General features: G+C 42.1%; 21 protein-coding genes. 13 read left to right on the top strand and 8 right to left on the bottom strand.

Annotation, left to right across the window (positions count from 1 at the left end; all coding sequences use genetic code 11):
- The coding region (locus tag VFM80_RS05975; RefSeq protein WP_395070545.1) for a divalent metal cation transporter at nucleotides 1-250 on the bottom strand (250 nt) is incomplete at its 3' end.
- Between the two features lie 68 nt (nucleotides 251-318).
- Here VFM80_RS05975 and VFM80_RS05970 point away from each other — a divergent pair.
- The 7 genes from VFM80_RS05970 (at nucleotide 319) to VFM80_RS05940 (ending at nucleotide 5,087) form a co-directional block, all read left to right on the top strand.
- A complete protein-coding gene (locus VFM80_RS05970; protein WP_395070543.1) occupies nucleotides 319-738 on the top strand; it encodes a DUF1801 domain-containing protein in 420 nt (139 codons plus the stop codon).
- Between the two features lie 2 nt (nucleotides 739-740).
- Nucleotides 741-932 carry a YwbE family protein gene (locus VFM80_RS05965; RefSeq protein ID WP_395070541.1) on the top strand — a complete coding sequence of 64 codons (192 nt, stop codon included), beginning with the start codon at nucleotides 741-743 and terminating at the stop codon, nucleotides 930-932.
- Nucleotides 933-937: 5 nt separating this feature from the next.
- Nucleotides 938-1,846, top strand: a complete 909-nt coding sequence (locus VFM80_RS05960) for an alpha/beta hydrolase (protein ID WP_395070539.1) — start codon at nucleotides 938-940, stop codon at nucleotides 1,844-1,846.
- A gap of 97 nt (nucleotides 1,847-1,943) precedes the next feature.
- Complete coding sequence (locus tag VFM80_RS05955; RefSeq protein WP_395070537.1) at nucleotides 1,944-2,381, top strand: CBS domain-containing protein; 438 nt, start codon at nucleotides 1,944-1,946, stop codon at nucleotides 2,379-2,381.
- Between the two features lie 145 nt (nucleotides 2,382-2,526).
- Nucleotides 2,527-3,279: an MBL fold metallo-hydrolase gene (locus tag VFM80_RS05950; RefSeq protein ID WP_395070535.1), complete on the top strand. Its 753-nt coding sequence runs from the start codon at nucleotides 2,527-2,529 to the stop codon at nucleotides 3,277-3,279.
- A gap of 50 nt (nucleotides 3,280-3,329) precedes the next feature.
- Nucleotides 3,330-3,962: a class I SAM-dependent methyltransferase gene (locus tag VFM80_RS05945; protein ID WP_395070533.1), complete on the top strand. Its 633-nt coding sequence runs from the start codon at nucleotides 3,330-3,332 to the stop codon at nucleotides 3,960-3,962.
- Nucleotides 3,963-4,100: 138 nt separating this feature from the next.
- Nucleotides 4,101-5,087, top strand: a complete 987-nt coding sequence (locus VFM80_RS05940; protein ID WP_395070531.1) for a c-type cytochrome — start codon at nucleotides 4,101-4,103, stop codon at nucleotides 5,085-5,087.
- A gap of 44 nt (nucleotides 5,088-5,131) precedes the next feature.
- Here VFM80_RS05940 and VFM80_RS05935 read toward each other — a convergent pair whose 3' ends face one another.
- Nucleotides 5,132-6,793, bottom strand: a complete 1,662-nt coding sequence (locus tag VFM80_RS05935) for a M1 family metallopeptidase (protein ID WP_395070529.1) — start codon at nucleotides 6,791-6,793, stop codon at nucleotides 5,132-5,134.
- A gap of 299 nt (nucleotides 6,794-7,092) precedes the next feature.
- Between VFM80_RS05935 and VFM80_RS05930 the strand changes: the two genes are divergently transcribed.
- Nucleotides 7,093-8,259 (top strand): hypothetical protein, encoded by a 1,167-nt coding sequence (locus tag VFM80_RS05930; RefSeq protein WP_395070527.1) that lies wholly within the window; start codon nucleotides 7,093-7,095, stop codon nucleotides 8,257-8,259.
- Between the two features lie 98 nt (nucleotides 8,260-8,357).
- Here VFM80_RS05930 and cysN read toward each other — a convergent pair whose 3' ends face one another.
- From cysN to VFM80_RS05900, 6 genes are all read right to left on the bottom strand, one after another.
- Nucleotides 8,358-10,271 (bottom strand): sulfate adenylyltransferase subunit CysN, encoded by a 1,914-nt coding sequence (cysN, locus tag VFM80_RS05925; protein WP_395070525.1) that lies wholly within the window; start codon nucleotides 10,269-10,271, stop codon nucleotides 8,358-8,360.
- Nucleotides 10,272-10,391: 120 nt separating this feature from the next.
- A complete protein-coding gene (cysD, locus tag VFM80_RS05920; RefSeq protein WP_395070523.1) occupies nucleotides 10,392-11,300 on the bottom strand; it encodes a sulfate adenylyltransferase subunit CysD in 909 nt (302 codons plus the stop codon).
- Nucleotides 11,301-11,341: 41 nt separating this feature from the next.
- Complete coding sequence (gene cysQ, locus VFM80_RS05915) at nucleotides 11,342-12,115, bottom strand: 3'(2'),5'-bisphosphate nucleotidase CysQ (protein WP_395070521.1); 774 nt, start codon at nucleotides 12,113-12,115, stop codon at nucleotides 11,342-11,344.
- Nucleotides 12,116-12,127: 12 nt separating this feature from the next.
- Nucleotides 12,128-13,897 carry an SLC13 family permease gene (locus VFM80_RS05910; RefSeq protein ID WP_395070519.1) on the bottom strand — a complete coding sequence of 590 codons (1,770 nt, stop codon included), beginning with the start codon at nucleotides 13,895-13,897 and terminating at the stop codon, nucleotides 12,128-12,130.
- Nucleotides 13,898-13,959: 62 nt separating this feature from the next.
- Entirely contained in the window at nucleotides 13,960-16,017 is a 2,058-nt protein-coding gene (locus VFM80_RS05905) for a ComEA family DNA-binding protein (RefSeq protein ID WP_395070517.1), read from the bottom strand.
- On the bottom strand, nucleotides 16,017-16,727 hold the full coding sequence (locus VFM80_RS05900) for a hypothetical protein (protein WP_395070515.1): 711 nt from the start codon (nucleotides 16,725-16,727) through the stop codon (nucleotides 16,017-16,019). Before VFM80_RS05900 ends, VFM80_RS05905 begins: the two co-directional genes overlap by 1 nt.
- Nucleotides 16,728-16,858: 131 nt before the next feature.
- Between VFM80_RS05900 and VFM80_RS05895 the strand changes: the two genes are divergently transcribed.
- The 5 genes from VFM80_RS05895 to VFM80_RS05875 form a co-directional block, all read left to right on the top strand.
- Nucleotides 16,859-17,785 carry a DUF4835 family protein gene (locus VFM80_RS05895; protein WP_395070513.1) on the top strand — a complete coding sequence of 309 codons (927 nt, stop codon included), beginning with the start codon at nucleotides 16,859-16,861 and terminating at the stop codon, nucleotides 17,783-17,785.
- 6 nt (nucleotides 17,786-17,791) lie between these two features.
- Nucleotides 17,792-17,977 (top strand): hypothetical protein, encoded by a 186-nt coding sequence (locus tag VFM80_RS05890; protein WP_395070511.1) that lies wholly within the window; start codon nucleotides 17,792-17,794, stop codon nucleotides 17,975-17,977.
- Nucleotides 17,978-18,135: 158 nt separating this feature from the next.
- On the top strand, nucleotides 18,136-18,906 hold the full coding sequence (locus VFM80_RS05885) for an electron transfer flavoprotein subunit beta/FixA family protein (protein WP_395070509.1): 771 nt from the start codon (nucleotides 18,136-18,138) through the stop codon (nucleotides 18,904-18,906).
- A 111-nt stretch (nucleotides 18,907-19,017) separates the two neighbouring features.
- The gene (locus tag VFM80_RS05880; RefSeq protein WP_395070507.1) at nucleotides 19,018-19,992 is read left to right on the top strand and encodes an electron transfer flavoprotein subunit alpha/FixB family protein; all 975 of its coding nucleotides are present in this window, start codon (nucleotides 19,018-19,020) and stop codon (nucleotides 19,990-19,992) included.
- A 67-nt stretch (nucleotides 19,993-20,059) separates the two neighbouring features.
- A partial coding sequence (locus tag VFM80_RS05875) for an FAD-dependent oxidoreductase (RefSeq protein ID WP_395070505.1) occupies nucleotides 20,060-20,424 on the top strand: 365 nt, incomplete at its 3' end.

Here is a 20,424-nt window from a genome sequence, read left to right as displayed (position 1 = left end):
ATATTTTCAGCACCGGATTGGTCAATTGTTCGCGAATGGCTTCTCCAAACCCCTTGCGGGTAATGATGCCCAGTCGACCGGTCATCTCCTGAAGGATAACCGTGGCGATCACTGAAAAAAGAAGTGCCCAAAGCAGCGTATATCCCGAGCGAACACCGGCAAGTGTACAAACTGTAACCGTGCCGGGACCAATGAATGCTGCTGCTACTAACGTACTCGGTCCAAAATATTTTTTTAGTGGATTATTCATAGTTGAGTATATAGTATGTAACTGCTAAAATCCCAAACCCAAAAGTTGAATTAACATTAAAGGTTGTTATGGCTGAATTAAAAACAAAACAGAATGACGCAAGCATTGAAGCATACCTCAATGCCATCGATGATCCGCAACGTAAGATGGATTGCCAAAAAATTCACCAGATGATGCAGAAAGTTACCGGCCATGAAGGCAGCATGTGGGGTGATAGCATAGTTGGTTATGGCAGCTATCACTACAAATATGAAAGCGGGCGTGAAGGTGATTGGATGCAGGTAGGCTTCAGTAACAGAAAGCAAAGTATTTCCCTTTATATTATGTCCGGTTTTGGTAAGTATGAAAAAATGCTTGCAAAACTCGGAAAGCATAAAACCGGAAAATCTTGTTTATACATCAATAAACTGGATGACATCGACGAAAATATTTTGGAAGAAATGATCAGAACATCTGTAGAATACATTCAACATAAATACGGGGAATAATAATGGACGGAACCAGAAGAGCACACATCAAAGCGGGAATGGAAGTGGGGATCGTCCTCAAAAAAGACCAGCACAGCGGAGAGTTAACCTTTGGAACGGTTCAAAAAATACTTACCAATAGCGACCGGCACCCTTATGGAATAAAAGTTCGGCTTACCGATGGTCAAATTGGACGGGTCAAAGAAATCAAATAACTAAGATGACGCTCGAAGACTTTTCAGAACAAACACTGGAGCTGGGAGAAGATTATGAAGGGCGCGTTATTGCCACTTTGATCACTTCTCATCTAAATAAAAAAGGGCAACAGCCTGTATTGTACTTACATGGGTTCAACGATTATTTCTTTCACGCTCATGTTGCTGAAAAATTCCATGAACAAGGTTATAACTTTTTTGCCCTTGATCTGAGGAAATACGGCCGGTCTCTTCTTCCTCATCAAACGCCGAATTATTGCCGTTCTGTTACCGAATATTTTGAGGAAATTGATCAAGCTCTGGAAATTATTGCCGAAAAGAATGTGATCATTTTAGGCCATTCCACCGGCGGATTGATAGCCGGGGTATATCTAAATACCGGCAAGTATAAAGATCGAATTGAAAAGCTTATTCTGAATTCCCCATTTTTGGAGTTTAACATTAGCTTTTGGCAGCGGATGTTTTTGCTTCCCATGGCCGGCCTTGTTTCTTTCTTTTTTCCTTATTCAGCACGTAAAAAACCATTTTCACATTTATATGGAGCCAGCCTTTCGAAGGAGAAACATGGAGAATGGTCTTACAATACCGAATGGAAACCCATTCAGGGATTTCCTGCGTATTTCAAATGGATTTACGCCATAAACCGGGCTCAAAAAAAGCTTCACATGGCTTCAAATATTGATATTCCTATTCTGATCCTGCATTCCGATTCTTCAAGTAGACCTAAAAACTGGAACGAGATCGTTCTTAAAACGGATATGGTGCTTAATATCGATCATATAAAAAAATTTGGCCGGAAATTAGGGGGCGATGTCACCTTTGGCGAGATACCGGAAGCTATGCACGATGTATTCCTCTCCCCAAAAGTAGTAAGAGAAAAAGCCTTTGATGCCATATTTCACTGGCTGGAATAAATTAATTCCTTTCGCATATCGGTTTATCACTTGCAAATATCCCAAAAATGCTTTTATTACACTGATAACAATCACAAGTATCAGAGGGAGGTAACCTATGCAGGTCAATGAAATTCTAAATCAAAAAGGAAGAGAAGTTTATTCCGTTAAGCCGGACGAAACCGTTTATAATACCATCGCCAAAATGGCGGAGCTTAATGTTGGAGCTTTACTGGTAATGGAGCAAAACAAGCTCGCAGGTATCATATCAGAGCGGGATTACAGAAATAAGGTGATACTGAAAGGAAGAACATCTAAGACTACCGCTGTCAAAGAAATTATGACAAATAAAGTGATACAGGTTAAACCCAATGATACGGTTAATTTGTGCATGCAGCTGATGACGGAGCATAAGATCCGCCACCTTCCAATTGTTGACGAAGATATAGTGGTTGGTGTAATCTCTATTGGTGACCTGGTGAAAACCATTATTGCCAAACAAAAAGTGGAGATCGATTCACTGCGTAATTACATTGGCGGAAGTTATCCCGGATAAGCCTTAGCCTGCCGGTAATTCTTCATTACACCACTTAACTCAAAACGTTTGAAGAAAAGAGAAGCCCTATTAGAACACTTTTGGGTTTGTGAATGCTATCATTAATTCTTCGGTTAGCCTATAAAATCAACCAAATATTACCATTATGCTGCGTTTACTCCCTCTGATACTTATTTTTGCCGTGCTTCCCTTCACTTTAGTACAGGCTCAACTTAATAGCGATCCCGATCGAATTGAAACTGAAAATGGAGAATTGGTCATACACCCTATTCTGCACGGCTCCGTTGTTTTTGAATGGAACGGATTGAACGTTTATGTAGACCCTTGGGGTGATGCGGCACTTTATGAAGACAAAGATTCTCCCGACCTGATCCTGATCTCCCATCCTCACGGTGATCATTTGAGCCCTGAGACACTCAACAGTTTGAATACTGAAAATGCCACTTTTATTGTCCCTCAGGCAGTAGCCGATGAAATGCCGGAACAGTATTCTGACCAGATCATGATTCTTGATAATGGAGAATCACTGGAACAAAACGGAATAAATATTAAGGCCATAGCCATGTATAATCTCCCAAATGAAGGAGCCCGCCATACCAAAGGTTGGGGAAATGGATATGTAATCACCATGGGCGGTAAAGACATTTATATTTCCGGTGACACAGAAGATATCCCCGAAATGAGAACCCTGGAAGGTATCGATATCGCTTTCGTATGCATGAATCTTCCCTACACCATGGATATTTACCAGGCCGCAAGTGCTGTTTTAGATTTTGAACCGGCCATTATGTATCCCTACCACCACCGCGGGCAGGATATTGAGCGGTTCAAAGAAATAGTGGACTGGGAAGGAAAGAATATTGAGGTCCGCTTAAAAGATTGGTATCCCAGCCAGTAGCATCGCCTTACATCTTGGTGGTGTAAACGCTACCTTTCCAGAAAAAGGTAATGAACTGCACACTTTGCAATACCGAGACGGAATCGTTTTACTTTTACGAAAAGGAAGACCGGCAATACAACCGATGCCCTAATTGTAAAGCTGTGCTCATGGATATTGGTGATTATCCTACCCCTGAGGAAGAAATACACCGGTATTCAAGCCACAATAATGATGTGGAAGATCCCCGCTACCAAAACTTCGTATCTCCCCTGGTTGAAAAAATATCGACCGTCTTTGATCCAGATTCACTTGGCCTGGATTTTGGCTCCGGAACCGGCCCGGTCATTACAAAAATGCTGACGGATCGCGGATATGAACTCAATGTTTTTGACCCTTTCTTCGACAATCATCCCGAAGTTCTAACCCTCAAGTACGATTATATCGTCAGCTGCGAAGTTATCGAACATTTTCACAAACCTTATCAGGAATTCGAGAACCTAAGAGATATGCTCAAACCCAAGGGAGCACTTTTTCTTAAAACAGACCTTTATACCGATGACCGCGATTTCCACGCCTGGTATTATAAAAGTGATGAGACCCATGTCTTTTTCTACCATCCTGAAACATTTAAGTGGATAAAAAATGAGTTTGGATTCAGTGATCTGGATATAGACGGAAGACATATTACCCTTTCCCTTTAAAATTTATTTTTCGGCTAACCTACTGCCCTATAGCTAATTAAAAAATTATTATGCACATTTGCCTCATAACCTATGAGGCTTTTGTTTTGGAAAGAAGTAGCGGGTACAAGAGCTTCTCTAACTTAAATTTATTTTGCTATGAAGAAACTGCTTATAGTTTTGGGAGTAGTGTTTTTGGTTTTAATATCAGTGATCTCTGCTGCTCTGATCTATGTATCCGCAGCCTTACCTGATGTCGGCCCTGCTCCTGATATTGAGGTCGAACTGACTGCTGAACGTATCGACCGGGGAAAGCACCTCGCGAATAATGTAATGGGATGTATGCACTGTCATACACCACAGGAAAAAACCAAGTTTGCACATCCCCCGAAAACGGAAATGCTTGGCGCGGGCGGGAATCTTTTTGGAGTGGAAAAGGAAGGATTGCCCGGTAACTATTATTCTCCTAACCTCACACCTGCCAATCTGCAAAATTGGACCGATGGTGAGATATACCGAGCCATTACAACCGGAGTTAATAAAGACGGACGTGCATTATTCCCCATTATGCCTTGGCCTAATTATTCCCAGATGGATCAGGAAGACCTTTATTCCGTGATCGCATACCTGAGAACATTAGATCCGATTGAGCATGAAGTACCGGAATCTGAATCCTTCTTTCCTATGAATTTTATCATCAATACTATACCTACAAAAGTTGAGCCCGGTATAGCACCGGATAAAAGCGATCCTGTTTCCTGGGGTAAATATTTAGTAACTGCAGCAAGTTGTATGGATTGTCATACCCCAAAGGAAAAAGGAGCCAATATACCCGGAATGGAATTGGCAGGAGGATTTGAATTTGGTTTAGAAGATGGAAGCATCGTTCGTACAGCCAATATCACTCCGGATCTAACCACCGGTATAGGAAGCTGGACGGAAGACATGTTTGTAAGCCGCTTTAAAGCTTATGCTGATTCATCTTTCGAATTTCGGGAAGTTCCGGCCGGTCAGTTCAACACTTTAATGCCGTGGAAAAATTTTGCTCAAATGAGCGAAGAGGAGCTGAAAGCTATTTACGCGTATCTGAGGAGCGTCAATCCGGTTGAAAATTTAGTCACTCGTTTCACCCCAATTGAAAATTAATCTCACTATTGAATACCGGTTCAATATTTCTTTGAACCGGTTCTTTATTCCCCAAGTAAATTAAAGCTGCCGACGTAGTAATTTGGATCTAAGATCAATCGGGCTTCAGCCGATTCTTCAACTACCATAATACTATTTAATGAGGTAGTTGGTGTAAGTCTTAACTCCCTTCCATTAATGCTCACATCAACCGGCATGTTAAAGTCATTGACAGTATTGGCCCAGCGATACATCAATCGGCCATTTCGAAACGCATATTCCAAAGTTGGGATTCTTGTATCACGCAGATATTGATCAAAGAAAGGAGCTAAATCCATTTCAAGTTTCTTACTTATGTATTCCTCAACCTCTTTAGATGTAACTGTTTGATGATAGAATTCCCGATTCAGCCCGCGCAGCGTTTCTCGCCAAAGTGAATCATTATCAACAACCTGACGAAGGGTGTGTAGCAGGTTCCCCCCTTTATTATACATATCTCCCGATCCGCGCTTATCCACACCATAAGGCCCGATCAATGGCCGGTCGTTTTGGATACCTAATCGCAATCCCTGAACATATTCGTTAGCCGCTTTTTCTCCATAATGATAATCCAGATACAGGCTTTCGGAATAGTTGGTGAAACCTTCATGCACCCACATATCAGCTACATCTGCATAGGTGATATTATTGGCAAACCACTCGTGTCCGGTCTCATGAATAATGATAAAATCGAATTTCATTCCCCAGCCTGAACCACTAAGATCACGCCCCAGATACCCATTTTGATAACCATTACCATAGGTTACCGAACTTTGATGCTCCATCCCCAAATAGGGAGCTTCCACCAGTTTATATCCGTCCTCATAAAAGGGGTAAGGACCGAACCAATGTTCAAATGCATCCATCATAGGCTTCACCTGCTTGAACTGCTCCTTTGCTTTCTCCAGGTTTTCCCGAAGCACATAATAATCCAGATCCAGGATTCCTTTTTCACCATTATATTCTTCACTGAAGTGTACATAATCACCGATGTTAATATTCACTCCGTAATTGTTAATGGGATTTGAGACAAACCAATGCCATGTTTTAGTGCCATCTCCCGGTTCATCAACATTGCGAAGTCTTCCATTGGAAACATCCATCAAAGAATCCGGGGTGGTGATGCTGATAAGCATGCTATCCGGTTCATCGTACGGATGGTCTTTATTTGGCCACCAAACACTCGCCCCTATTCCCTGGTTTGAAGTTGCCACAAAGGGTTTTCCGTTACCGTCTTCAGTCCAGGTAAAGCCACCGTCCCAGGGCGGGCGTACAGCTACTTTCGGCTTTCCGGAATAATGTACAGTCAGTTCATTAACCTCACCCACTCTTTGATCAGCTTCAAGCTCCACGAAAAAGGCACTTCCCTGCCTACTGTACTCCAATTTCTGATCGTTTTGAGTGATCCCGGTTATTTCCAGAGGCTCCTGAAGATCTATCTGCATGGTTTGATATGGTTCCAAGACCACATACTGAATTTTATTACTCCCGGAAATTGAGCTGTCGGCAATATTGACCTTTACGGAGAGATGGTAATAGCTGAGATCCCACCAGGCTCTTTCGAGAGTAATAGAACCGCGAAGAGTATCTTGCCGCGTAAACTGTTCCTGAGCATATATTTGAGATAAGCCGGTAATTGGTACCGTCAATATGGAAAGGAGAAGAATACTGAACGTTTTTGATTTCATATGTTTTGCTATGGGCGAAGTGGGCGGGTTATAATTTACTTGTCTTCATTCAATTTTATTAAATCGACATAACAGTTTAAGTCCTTTTTTTAAATAAGTTAGCTTAGGTCTAATTTTAAAAGCATACTCATAGCTGTTATATTTACACTGATATTTTTGATCTTAAAGTATAAGACAAAACACCTAATAAATGTGAAACAAAAACTGCCCGTTTCACGGTGTTCTCCTCCCTCCGCCTATTGGGAGAGTTTCTCGTCAAAATAATAATAGTACCTAAATTTAAATTTTCGGATCTAATCATGAAAAAGCTCATACTTTTTATTATTTCATTTTTGATGTTCTTGTCCACATATACCTTTGAAGCCATGGGACAGGATGATGAATCCTCTCTTTCCGTGGGCGGCGCGGTGCGGTACAACGTAATTCTTACCGATTATGAAGACGGGACCACAGACAATAATGATGCACAGTTTACCTGGGATACTTGGCGTATTAACGTGAATGCCGAAAATAACGGTGTGAAATTAAATTTTGAGTATCGCTTCTATCCCACTTTCAACACCCACTTTGTAAAGCAAGGGTGGATTGGATATGACTTTAATGAGAAAGACAATATCCAGATCGGTGTAACTCAGGTTCCTTTCGGTAACCTTCAGTACAATTCACATAACTGGTGGTTTCAGGGACCTTATTATGTAGGACTTGAAGATGATCAAGATATGGGAAGCAAATATACCCATACTGCAGAAGACTGGGATATTATGGCTGCCTATTTCTTTCAGCCTGAGCCTGCTGGACCTGCAGCCGGATCCGGTTCATTTGGTTTTGGAGGGTCCGGACGCTATTCCTATGACATTGTTCCTACCGGGAACCAAAGCAATTATGAGCGAAATCAGCTAAATCTCCGTGGAACGCGAACTTTTGATATTGATAACGGAACTGTAAATGTTGGAGCCAGCGGTCAGGTTGGACAGATCTGGAATCAGGCGCTGAATGAAACCTCTTCCCGTTATGCCTTAGCTATTCATACCGATATCAATTACGGGAACTGGAATTTCAAAGGTCAGTTTACCAACTACGGAATGGATGCACAGAATGACAATGGACAAGAAGTAAATTTCGTAAATATGGGTGCCTATGGTTCTCCATACCCTGTAGCAACAAAAATGAGCATGTACTCTGCAGGACTAAGTTACAGCTACGATGTTGACTGGGGGCCCATCACAAATCTGAATTTCTATAATGATTACACCTTCTTCCAGAAAAATATTGACGGGTATAACAACGTACATCAGCACGTACTTGGCTTCTTGCTAACAGCCGGTAATGTGTACACCTACTTTGATATTGCTCGCGGAAGTAACCATCCTTGGCTTACAGAAAACTTTGGGCAAGGACTAGGACAAGGCCTGAATGATGCCCGTTGGAATACCCGTTTCAACATTAACATTGGATATTACTTCTAAGTAGGGATCAACCAGTGGATTCAGCCTGTATGGCGGAATCACTGACATCAGTAAAGGAAATGCGTTAGCTCGTATTTCCTTTTTTATGTATTCGAAATTTATTTGATCAACTTGATGATCTCGTCTACAGCCTCTTCCACTGATAAAGAATCAGTATCAATGCTAAGTGCCGGATCTTCGGGAGATTCATGATCGGCATCGAAACCGGTCAGTCCTTTAATTTCACCCTTGATTGCTTTAGCATATAAGCCTTTAGGATCACGTTCCTGAGCCGTTTTTGGATCACAGGTAATATGAATTTCCTGAAATTTACCTTCCGGAAATAACTCTTTCAATGCCTTACGGTCTTTTTGATATGGGGACACAAAAGTGCATATCACAATATTACCATGTTCAAAGAAAAGGCGAGCTGTATGCCCCACTCTTCGAATATTTTCAGTTCGGTCGGCAGGACTAAAACCCAGATCTCCATTCAAACCATGACGTACCTGATCACCGTCCAGTAACACTGTTTGCTTACCTTCATCCCAAAGCCTGCGTTCAAGTTCTTTGGCAATGGTACTTTTACCTGCACCTGATATTCCGGTGAACCAAAGCACATTTGCTTTATGGCCATTTCTTTTTTCTCTTTCTTCCCGTGAAATATTCCAAGGTTCCCAAACCACATTAGGTGATACGAAAGATGAGCGTTTACTGTCAGACTTGGGATCTTTAGAAACTGTAGAACCGGCACGCATCATCCCTGCGCCTACAGTGATATTGGAAGCAGGGTCGATAATGATAAAACTACCCGTACGCTTGTTTATCTGGTACGCATCAAAAAATATGGGCTGACTGGTTTTAAGTTTCACCCTACCGATCTCATTGAGTTTAAGCTCATCAGCTTCTTCCTGATTTAAGCTGTCTACATTCATCCGATAAACTAATTCTTCGGCATACATCTGAGTTGTTCGGGTTGTATGTTGCAGAATGTATTGCTTGTTTAGATCCATCGGCTTTTCATCCATCCAGCAAACATAAGCCTCAAAGTCGTTTCTGACAGTAGGTACATTGTTTTTGCGAACGATCATATCGCCGCGGCTGATATCAATTTCATCCTCGATGGTCAGCGTAACAGAATCTCCGGGATAGGCTATTTCTAAATTCTCATCTTTCGTTACGATCTCTTTCACTTTGGAGGAAAGTCCGGATGGCAGTACAGTAATTTCATCACCGGGACGAATGTGCCCTGAAGATATCCTTCCTGAAAAGCCTCTGAAGTTCTGATTTGGGCGAATCACATATTGTACCGGAAGCCGGAAATCTATGATGTTCTCATCAGCATCTACCTTTACCGTTTCTAAATGATGCAACAGCGTAGAACCCTTATACCAATCTGTGTTTTCACTCTTATCAACCACATTATCCCCTTTCAAAGCTGAAATTGGAATATAGGTTACATCTGTAATGTTTAATTTTCTTGCAAAATCACGGAATTCTGAAACGATTTCATCGAATACCTTTTCATCATATTCAACCAGATCCATCTTATTTACGGCCACCACCAGGTGTGGAATTCGAAGTAAAGATGAGATGAATGCATGGCGCCGGGATTGTGTCAGAAGCCCTTTGGAAGCATCCACCAGGATCACTGCAAGATCAGCCGTAGAAGCACCGGTCACCATGTTTCTGGTGTACTGAGTGTGCCCCGGAGTATCCGCAATAATGAACTTACGTTTAGGGGTTGCAAAATAACGATAAGCCACATCGATGGTTATTTTTTGCTCACGCTCGGCTTTAAGTCCATCAGTAAGCAATGCCAGGTTTACATCCTCTTCTCCACTGCTCTTACTGGATTTCTCAATAGCCTCCATCTGATCCTCAAAAATGGATTTCGAATCATAAAAAAGCCTCCCGATAAGCGTACTTTTTCCATCATCCACACTCCCGGCTGTTGTAAACCGGAGCAGATCCATATCAAGGTATTTGTTGTCGCTGTTTTCTTCTTTCACTGTTCTGTTGCTTTCACTCATGTTGTTTTTTTTGACGGAAGACGGAAGACCGACGACCGTTATTCTTAGTTTTTGTGGCTTTCAGCAGACAGCAATCAGCTTTCAGCAACTGATCGCTGAAAGCTGAAGCCTGAAAGCTCCTTAAAAATACCCTTGTCGTTTTCTGTCTTCCATAGCCGTTTCACTGCGTTTGTCATCATGGCGATTACCTCGCTCCGTTTGCCTGGCTGAGGCTACTTCCTGTATAATTTCTTCCATATTTGAAGCGGTTGAGAGTACCGCACCTGTACAAGTAGCATCGCCTATAGTCCTGAAGCGTACGGTCTTTGTTTCCAGCTTTTCCTCATCCATACGATTTACGAAATCAGTATCTGCCAACCACACACCTCGGCGGTTAAATACTTTCCGCTCATGTGCAAAATAAAGCTCAGGAATATCGATATTTTCCTGGGCAATGTACTGCCAAACGTCCATTTCGGTCCAGTTACTGATCGGGAATACACGGAAGTTTTCACCCGGCTTTTTACGTCCATTAAACAGATTCCAAAGCTCAGGACGCTGGTTTTTGGGATCCCACTGACCAAATACATCACGATGAGAGAAAAAACGCTCCTTAGCCCGGGCTTTTTCTTCGTCCCGGCGACCACCACCTAAAGCTGCATCAACCTGATGTTCCTTAAGTGTATCCAGGAGGGTCCGGGTTTGAAGGGCATTTCGACTGGCATCAGGTCCGGTTTCTTCCTCCACATCACCGGCATCAATAGATTCCTGTACACTACCGACGATCAACTCCACTCCGTATTTTTCTACTAACTTATCACGAAACTCTATCGTCTCAGGGAAGTTATGCCCGGTGTCGATATGCATCAATGGAAAAGGTACTTTCCCGGGATGAAAGGCTTTCAACGCCAGATGGAACATAACAATAGAATCTTTCCCTCCTGAAAAAAGCAGTACCGGCCGCTCAAACTGAGCGGCCACTTCTCTCATTACATATATCCCTTCGTTTTCTAACTCTTTTAGATGTGAGTCCTTTTGATTTTCACTCATTGGTATAATTCACTATGTGATAAATAAAATTTCTTTTGTTACTACAGATTTTCAACATTTACGTATTCATTCAATCCAATTAAAAAATAAGGATTTTTAAATGATTCTTTATTGTAGGTCAGAGGAGAGTATTTTTCTCCATCTTTAGCTGAAAATCGGTACACGGCATCGGCTGCCGCCGTATCCCATTCCATGGTTGGTCCAAGCCGGGGATACAGATCTGCTTTTCCCTCTGCCACCAGGCAAAACTTAATGGAGCTTCCGGAAGGAACCTCCTCACTTACTTCAATTCCGATACCTTTCAATTTCTTTGCTGTAGTATCATCCCCATGTGAGCGGCTGACAACTATACGTGCTTTACCGGGAGCTTCAAATTCGGGTGTCTCCAACTTTTCGGCAGACTCTCCATTCGCTTTTTTATAAGACCCAATGCTCTCTTCTCCGTAATACATCACATCAAAGGCCGGTACATAAACAACTCCTAATACCGGCTTCTTATTTTCAATAAGTGCGATGTTTACCGTAAATTCACCATTCTTCTTGATAAATTCTTTCGTTCCGTCTAGAGGATCAACTAACCAAAATCGATCCCAGCTCTCTCTCTCTGAATATTCGGGGATGCCTGACTCTTCAGAAATAACAGGGGTTTCGGGATCCATTTCTTTTAAAGCATCAACGATGATGTGGTGCGCAGCCAGATCTGCTTTGGTCAGCGGAGAGTTATCATCTTTTGTAATGACTTCAACATCCGTCTCATAAAATTCTAAGATCTTTTTACCCGCTTTTTCTGCCGTCTTAATGACTTGGTTCAGCATTCACCTGTTGTTTTAAAAATTCCAAAAATAAGGAATTAAAGATACGGCGATAGTAGCTACTATCAAATTCAAGGGAAGACCTATTCTCAGGAAATCTGTAAACTTATAACCTCCCGGCCCATATACCATTAAGTTGGTTTGATAACCGATCGGCGTTGAGAAACTTGAAGATGCAGCGATGATCATTACCATGGCGAAGGGCATAAAATCCAGCCCCATTGATTTTGCCAGAGATATTGCGATAGGAAAAATTAAAACTGCTGCAGCATTGTTGGTGATTATTTCAGTAAGAAGCCATGTGGCCAGATAGGTTAATAGTAAAGCATATGTTGGATTATCCCCTGCAAGTGATAATAAATTTACGGCCAAATATTGTGCCACACCTGTATACTGTAATGCATTACCCAAGCCAAGTGCCGAAGCAATCGCAATCAATACCCTCCAGTCTACGCTCTCGAGTGCAGTACTATACTGAAAGCATTTGGTTATCAGTAGCAATCCGCCGGCTACAATAGCTGCCTGCAGCATACTTAACACCCCGGAAGCAGCCAATACCACCATAGCTAATAGAGAAAGTCCTGCTATCCAAGCTTTTTCGTAAGTAACCGGAGAAGAACCTTCTATTGAACTCACCAGGAAAAAATCACTGGCATTGCGGTATTTTTGCACAAAATTAGGATGTGCTTCCAATAACAATACATCCCCGCTTTTTAAGGTAATATCCCCAATTTTTTCATCTATACGTTCTCCACTTCTGGATACAGCCAGTACAACGGCATCATAGCGTACCCTAAAATTTCCATCCTTAATTGTTCTGCCAACCAGTGGGTTGGAACGAGAAACAACAGCTTCTATCATCTCCCGCTCATTTCTGGGAGAATCAAGCTTAAACACCTGATTGGTTGCCGGGATCAATCCGGTAATTTGCTGCAGATCAATGATGGAGTCTACAATTCCTGTAAAGATAAGCCGATCATTGTCTCTAAGCTTTTCATAGGGACCCGGAGCTGGGATCGCTCTCTCGTTCCGCTGAATTTCGATAAGAAATAAACCGGGCAGGTTCCTGAGACCTGCATCCTCAATAGTGTGTTCTGAAAGAGCACTATTTTCTTGTACTATCATCTCAATAGTATATTCCCTGGGGTCTTTAAAGGTATCCATACTGGAGCCCCTTGCAGGAAGCAGCTTATCTCCAAAAATAAAAAGGTAAATAAAGCCGGCTATGGCGCAAGGAACCCCCACCAGTGCAGGTTCAAAAATACCAAGTGTACGGGTGCTCGCTTCTTCGATCAATAAACCGTTAATGATCAGGTTAGTACTTGTACCAATAAGAGTACAGGTTCCGCCTAGAATAGCTGCGTAACTCAAAGGTATTAAGATCTTTGAAACCGGGATCTTGGAAATACGGCTCCACCGTTCCAAGGCCGGGATAAAAGACGCGACAATTGGGGTATTATTTAGAAAGGCACTCATTATCATTACCGGGCTCATAATTCTCAGTTGAGCCTTTCTCACAGTACGAGCATTGCCCATCACCCTTTGAACTATAAATTGAATTGCCCCGGTTTCTCTCAGTCCTGCCGCTACAATATATAATGCAGCAACTGTAAGCATCCCCTCATTAGAAAAGCCCGAAAGAGCCTGCTCAGCAGGGATGATCCCTGAAATGAAAATAACAGCTAAACCTGCAAATAATATGATATCAACTGATATAGAGGTGCCTACCAAAAACGCCAGGCATGATATAATTACCCCTAAAACGACCCAGCCTTCTAATGTCATATACAGTTGTTTTTAAATTCGCATCAATATAGGGGGAGTTGTTGATATAAGAAATCGGATATTCAAAACTGAAGACGTGCTTGAAAGCCTATGGAATTACGAGTATTCCCCTGAATTTCACTCAATCCGCTTCCCAGCGTTTGAGTGTCCTCAAAGATCGTAATACCGTATTTAAACCAGACATCCAGGAAATCTGCAGCATCATATTTAATAGTCACATAAGCTCTTTGCCCCCGATCATACAATACTGTATTTGACATTACATAAAGTAAGTCACTTTCAAATTGATAAACTCTTGTCGTGTAGCTGTCAGTATCAAAGAAGCTAATTCTTCCATCAAATCTCAACCTACTTGTTGGTTGAAGCCGAAGATCCTGATACATCAAAAACCCGGATTCCAGATTTCCTCCTGCTTCCTGATTTCTTACGAATTCAACCCGGCACCGTAACCGAACAGCCGGACTTACCCAATATTCAAAATTGGCTCTGATACTTGATCTTTTTTCCTGCCCCATTTTCAATTCTTCATTTCCCATTTCATTGATGACCTCATACTCTTCATCCTTGGTCTCATTACGGAAAAGAAGATATATATTGAGGTTTGAGTTAAAGAAAACCTCCATAAGCCCCAGCATATCGAAACCGCCTGTAGCCTGTGTGGTCCCAAATATTGGTGAAGCAAAATAATATTGATCGAAGTAACCGCTCAGTACTACTTTCTCATTTACATCATGCCTTAATCCTACATAAAAACCTTCCTCATTTTGTGGGTCTGAGGACCGCTCGCCAAAACCACTGGCAAAAAAAGACTGGAAATCCCGCCGATAATTTCGATAGGATATGGACAGGTCTGTATTGTCACCAACAGGGGTCTCTATTCCTCCCACGGCTCCAAAACCTCCATTTTCACTGCGGGCAAATTCCCCAAATAAAAAGGCGCTTCCCAGCAATCCTCGATAATCAACTCCTAAAACAGAATTTTCGGAACCTTCAAAATCAAATTTATTGCTTAATGAAGTTCCCTGCGCTACATAACTGCTGAATGTATTATAGTATCCTGTAGCTCCAATCAGGCCAAAACGGGTATCAACCCGAATTCGGCCTCCTGCCGTCATTTGATCAATATTATTCTTACGTTCTTTCTCATTGATGGTTCGGTGAAATCCACTCGAACCGGGAAATCTGGTTGTGTCGCCATTTATAACTGATGCCGTACGCGGACGATCAGAGTAAAAAGCAGTAATCTCAATTTGATTTCCATATGATGCAGCTATCCCTCTAAAAAAATCTGTTTCCTGAGCTGATGAATAAGGCTTAATACCTCGTTCATTCTTACTGATCGTCCCGGTCACTTCGCGCCCCTTTCCGAAAGCCCCACCCGACCAAAGAACCAGTCCCTGCCCAAAACTCACACTGTAATCTCCAATTACCAGATCATTAAGTTTACCGTTATTGACTAAAGCGATATGCCCTGAATTGTAATCGAAATCAGTAACGCCATTCAGTGTTTCACCCGGATCTTTTTCCTGAGTAAGATTCAAGGAAAGATGATTGGTCGTCATTCTTATTCGCTGATAGTACTTGATCGGACTACCTAAATACCCCCCGGAAGAATCAGGACGAATATATCCCTCCCTGGTCTGTAGATCTTGTTGATAGCGGGAAAAAATATCGAACCTACGTCCGGCCAGCCAGTACTCCGGCCGCATGAACATGTCTCTGAACTGTGCGCCGGCACCACCAACGGTAACATACGGATGCATTCTATTATAAGTAGCAGGGCCGATGCCTCTCACTTCCAACAGTTCTTCACGACTTTCAAACGGCTTTTCGATTCTATAATCTAAAATAGCCCGGGCTATTTTCAGATTAATTCCCGGAACCTGAAGTAATTCATCAAGTCCGGCTCGGTTTATATTAATGGGATTTGAAGCTAGGTCTTCCAGAAATTGAGTTAGTTGTTCCCCTGATAAATCAGACTCTTCCGGGTCCAACTCTTCAAACGCTTTTTCAAGCTGCTCTTCAACACTTGTAGTATCCTGAGAAAAAACCAGCCCGGGTAATAACACCGTTATTCCCAATACAACAATAATCGATATGCATTTAAACAGCTTATTCATTAAAAATAAAGCATGAAATCAACGCCGGGGCTAAACCCTAATAGTTCATGTTTTTGCACTGCAAAATTTATGACCCAACGCTCCATTCCGTATCCAAAGCCCAGTGAATAGCTCAGTGGTTCAGTTGTAACACCTACTCTGCCTTTTAGTTCTTCAATAATATTTATTTCCAGCCCCCCTCTGTAGGAAACAGGAAACCTGACATCTTTTACTGCATCAAAAGCAAAAACAGCCAGTTCATTCAATCCATAGGAAAAGCCGATCCCAATTTCCCTTGCCAACTCTTCATTGATCCCCTCATATTCAGGACGGTTTATATTTGTTGATCGTGCACCGATCCACAGATCTTCTGCTAATTGTGCCGCTATCCCAACATCTAAACCAAAAGCCCCTCCTGAGCCATAATCTGCCCCAAAAGATATATGGTTATAACTGGCAACTAAGCCAAAATGCAGCATTTGCCATTCATTCTTATAACCGAAACGAATTCGCGTTTCATTGTACAAGTTATCACCATAACGGTGGAAGCCTAAAGCTGCTACACCAAATCCGGTGGGGACACTTCCAGTTGCAGACATGTCGGTGATCTCCGCAAATCCATAATTCCTGAGGCCATAAAACCCTAAGCCTACCTTATCATTATTCAATAATGCCGGATTTGCAAACAATGCCCAATCATACTCCGGGAGAGCCGTTGTTGCGTGCCCCATACCTAAACCCTTTGCCCCCATCGTTATTTGGGCATAAGTATGAAAAGAGACGGTCCCGAAAATAAACGTCAAACAAATTTTATAAAGAAGGTATCGTATTCGTATCATTATATGTCACTATAATCATCGATATGATATATTTTAAAACCCTAGGTAAAGTAATAAACCCGTTTCTATTTTGCGGGATAATTTTTGTTGTTTATAACACAACTATTTATGCTCAGGAATTTGACTGTTCTGTTACCATTAATACAGAACAACTGGAAGGCTCTTCATATGCGTATCTTCAAAATTTAAAACCCGCATTGGAAAGTTATATCAACGAATATAATTGGACAGATCAGGAATTTCAGAGTGAAGAACGCATCAATTGCTCCATACAAATCATTTTTACGAGCGGAACTTCAGATTACACATTTTCAGCAGAAACAATATTTCAGATGCAGCGACCCATTTATAACACTACAGTAAGGACAACCACAATATTGTTAAGTGATAACTCATGGCAATTCAGTTATCCCGAGGGGAAAAGCTTGATTCATGATGAACTTCAGTTCGATCCCCTTACAGGCTTTATCGATTTTTACTGTTATATAATGCTTGGATACGATTTTGATACTTTTTCAGAATTAGGGGGCACTGATTATTTCGTTAACGCTCAGAATATCCTGAGCCTGGCCCAGACCACCACCGCATTAGGTTGGACTCGTAATACCAACAACCGAAGAAATCGAAATACATTAGTCACAGATTTGATCTCACCCGGTTACCAACCATTGCGATCCGCCTATTACCGTTATCACAGGTTAGGTTTAGATCAATTTATAGAGAAACCTCAGGAAGCAAGACAGGAAGTACTTACCGCTTTAAATGAAATTCAGGACGTGAAAAGACGTTCAACCGGCAATTACCTCTTTGATATTTTCTTTGATACCAAATCCCGGGAAATAGCTGCTGTGTTTGAGTCAGCAGAAAGGGATATACGTTTAGAAGCTTATGAACTTTTAAGGCAAACCGATCAGGGGCATTTATCCGACTATGAAAAATTGCAAAACTGATCCACGATGGAAATTAAGACTCAAAAGATCCTGATCATTTTATTGCTGGTTTTAGTTATTACCGATATGGTATACATTTACTTTGAAACAAGTACTTTCAATGCTCTCTATGCCGGTTCCAGCCTCATTTTATTTGGGATTGCCTGGGATGCATTAAATAAACTTCATGGTCGGCAACAAGAGACTTCATAAAAGGTTCAAATTAAAGCTGTACACTTTATTGAATTTGAGTAATTGTACCAAATTCAAAGTTCTTCAGAACTAAAACATTTATCTGACGGTTTTGTATATTAGCGCCCCTGAAAAAGCGGTTCCAAAATTGAAATTTTGAAGCAAAAAATTCAACCCGAATGAAATTCTACGTATGTATTAAAATGGTGCCCGATGTTAACGCACCTCTCCAGATCAAAGACGGTAAATTAATACAAGATGCCGATCGTCAGATCCTCAACGCCTATGATGCTTCTGCTGTGGAAGAAGCCCTTGTCTTAAAAGAGAAACACGGCGGTGAAGTTGAAGTGGTTTGTATTGGGGCATCCAAAGCTTCTGAAACCATCCGAAAGGCTTTGGCCATGGGTGCTGATAAAGCCACGCACATTCTTTCCACCGGCGATGAACAGTATGATTCCGGCTCCTATGCCCGAATTCTTGCTAAGTTTTTTGAGGATAAAGAATACGATGTGCTTTCACTTGGAAAGCAATCTCAGGATACCGATGCCGGATTGACCGGAAGCATGGTGGCTGAAATACTGAACCTTCCCTACACTACCAACGCGGTAGGACTTGAAGCCGAAGATGGCAAACTCATCGTAAAACGACAAGGCGATACGGGTCAGGAAATGATTGAACTTCCAACCCCCTGTGCTGTTACCTGCTCAAATGATATGAATGAGCCGAGGATTCCGAATTTGAAAGGAATTATGGCCTCCAAGCGTAAACCGATGGAACAGATTGAACTTTCATCTCTTGGTTTAAGTGATGATGAACTTGCTGCCAGCACTACCGTTCTCGGCTACGAAGAAAAACCCGAACGTGAAGCCGGTAAGAAATTTGAAGGCGAAGCGGATGAGATCGCCCGCGAAGTGGCACAACTGCTGGATACGGAAGCAAACGTAATTTAGGCTTCAGCTATCAGACTTCAGCTTTCAGTTTTTTTAATAATCACTGAAAGCTGAGAGCTGACGACTGAAAGCTTTCACACAATAAGAAATTAAGTTCGAAATCAGACAATCATGAGCACAATACTTACACACATCGCCATTGCAGACGGCAAAATTAAACGATCATCTTTAGAGGTACTTTCCCATTGCAAGCAACTCGCTGACCAGGGCGGACATTCCGTTGAGGCTGTTGTTGTAGATGCAAATGCCTCTTCTTTTGTGGAAGGCATTCAGAAATACGGTGCTTCCAAAGTGTATGTAGTGGAAGATCCGATCTTCAAAAATCACATGAACACACCTTTACTGAAAGCTTTGGTAAAAGTAATGGAATCTTCAAATCCTTCTGTGTTTGCATTCGCTTCTACAGAGGGAACCAAAGATATTTTAGGTGCGCTTGCTGCCAACCAGAATGCAGCCGTTTTGCCTGATGTGTCTTCTTTTGAATTAATTGACGGTGGCGTAAAAGCCAAGCGACCGGTTATGGCTGCCAAGATCATTTCCAATACCCAAGCCAAAGGTGACACTGTGCTCGTCTCCGTTCGATCCGGGTCTTACGACCTGGCTGAAAATGAAACTTCAGCTGAAGTAGTGAATGTCGATTTCAGTATGGATGATAGCGAGCTGAAAGCAACCCTCAAAGAAATCATCTCCGCTTCCGGTGATACCATTGACCTGAATGAAGCGGAATCTATTGTTGCTGCCGGTCGTGGTGTAAAGGACGAGGAAGGACAGAAATTAATCTCTGAACTGGCTGAAGTGTTAAATGCCGGAATAGGAGCTTCCCGTGCGTTGACAGAAGCCGGAGTTTACGATCCAAGTTTACAGATCGGTCAGACCGGGAAAGTGGTTTCCCCACAGTTGTATATTGCGATAGGAATTTCAGGTGCGATCCAGCACGTGGCCGGTATGGCAAATTCCAAAGTGATCGTAGCCATCAACAAAGACCCCGACGCCCCCATCTTCGAGATCGCCGACTATGGAATTGTTGGAGACTTATACAAAGTACTCCCTCCCTTCATCGAAGAATTAAAAAAAATTAAAAGTTAATTTTAAATGCTAAATGTTGAATTTTGAATCATTCAGCATTTAAAATTCACCATTCAAAATTTCCAACATGGACGAAAAGTTTGATTGTATCGTAATTGGTGGTGGTGTTGCAGGATTGGCTGCGGCTATGACCCTCGCCCGAAACAACATGAAATTCCTCTTGATTGAACGAGGTGAATTTGCCGGTTCCAAGAATGTTTCCGGCGGTGTTTTGTGGGGAAGTGATCTCGCAAAACTCGTTCCTAATTACTGGGAAGAGGAAGACGCGGGTTGGGAGCGATTCATCAATCATCGCCGGCTTACCCTCATGGATGAGCAATCAGCTTTTACTCTTGATTTCAAATCATCGCACTTCAATGAAACACCCTACAACGGTGTAGTAGTTCTTCGTTCGAAATTCGACAATTGGCTTTCCGGGAAAGTTCAGGAAGC

Source organism: Gracilimonas sp. (assembly GCF_035704785.1).
Classification (GTDB): domain Bacteria; phylum Bacteroidota; class Rhodothermia; order Balneolales; family Balneolaceae; genus Gracilimonas.
The sequence above is the reverse complement of the archived record's forward strand: the minus strand, read 5'-3'. Positions and strand labels throughout refer to the sequence as shown.

Bases quoted from the DNA above. Each gene is read 5' to 3' on its own strand.
- VFM80_RS05895 (WP_395070513.1), top strand. From the start codon at position 16,859: ATGATATATTTTAAAACCCTAGGTAAAGTAATAAACCCGTTTCTATTT.
- cysN (WP_395070525.1), bottom strand. From the start codon at position 10,271: ATGAGTGAAAGCAACAGAACAGTGAAAGAAGAAAACAGCGACAACAAA.
- VFM80_RS05970 (WP_395070543.1), top strand. From the start codon at position 319: ATGGCTGAATTAAAAACAAAACAGAATGACGCAAGCATTGAAGCATAC.
- VFM80_RS05945 (WP_395070533.1), top strand. From the start codon at position 3,330: ATGAACTGCACACTTTGCAATACCGAGACGGAATCGTTTTACTTTTAC.
- VFM80_RS05955 (WP_395070537.1), top strand. From the start codon at position 1,944: ATGCAGGTCAATGAAATTCTAAATCAAAAAGGAAGAGAAGTTTATTCC.
- VFM80_RS05900 (WP_395070515.1), bottom strand. From the start codon at position 16,727: ATGGGGCACGCAACAACGGCTCTCCCGGAGTATGATTGGGCATTGTTT.
- VFM80_RS05960 (WP_395070539.1), top strand. From the start codon at position 938: ATGACGCTCGAAGACTTTTCAGAACAAACACTGGAGCTGGGAGAAGAT.
- VFM80_RS05890 (WP_395070511.1), top strand. From the start codon at position 17,792: ATGGAAATTAAGACTCAAAAGATCCTGATCATTTTATTGCTGGTTTTA.
- VFM80_RS05910 (WP_395070519.1), bottom strand. From the start codon at position 13,897: ATGACATTAGAAGGCTGGGTCGTTTTAGGGGTAATTATATCATGCCTG.
- VFM80_RS05965 (WP_395070541.1), top strand. From the start codon at position 741: ATGGACGGAACCAGAAGAGCACACATCAAAGCGGGAATGGAAGTGGGG.
- VFM80_RS05905 (WP_395070517.1), bottom strand. From the start codon at position 16,017: ATGAATAAGCTGTTTAAATGCATATCGATTATTGTTGTATTGGGAATA.
- cysQ (WP_395070521.1), bottom strand. From the start codon at position 12,115: ATGCTGAACCAAGTCATTAAGACGGCAGAAAAAGCGGGTAAAAAGATC.
- VFM80_RS05930 (WP_395070527.1), top strand. From the start codon at position 7,093: ATGAAAAAGCTCATACTTTTTATTATTTCATTTTTGATGTTCTTGTCC.
- VFM80_RS05880 (WP_395070507.1), top strand. From the start codon at position 19,018: ATGAGCACAATACTTACACACATCGCCATTGCAGACGGCAAAATTAAA.
- cysD (WP_395070523.1), bottom strand. From the start codon at position 11,300: ATGAGTGAAAATCAAAAGGACTCACATCTAAAAGAGTTAGAAAACGAA.
- VFM80_RS05940 (WP_395070531.1), top strand. From the start codon at position 4,101: ATGAAGAAACTGCTTATAGTTTTGGGAGTAGTGTTTTTGGTTTTAATA.
- VFM80_RS05885 (WP_395070509.1), top strand. From the start codon at position 18,136: ATGAAATTCTACGTATGTATTAAAATGGTGCCCGATGTTAACGCACCT.
- VFM80_RS05935 (WP_395070529.1), bottom strand. From the start codon at position 6,793: ATGAAATCAAAAACGTTCAGTATTCTTCTCCTTTCCATATTGACGGTA.
- VFM80_RS05950 (WP_395070535.1), top strand. From the start codon at position 2,527: ATGCTGCGTTTACTCCCTCTGATACTTATTTTTGCCGTGCTTCCCTTC.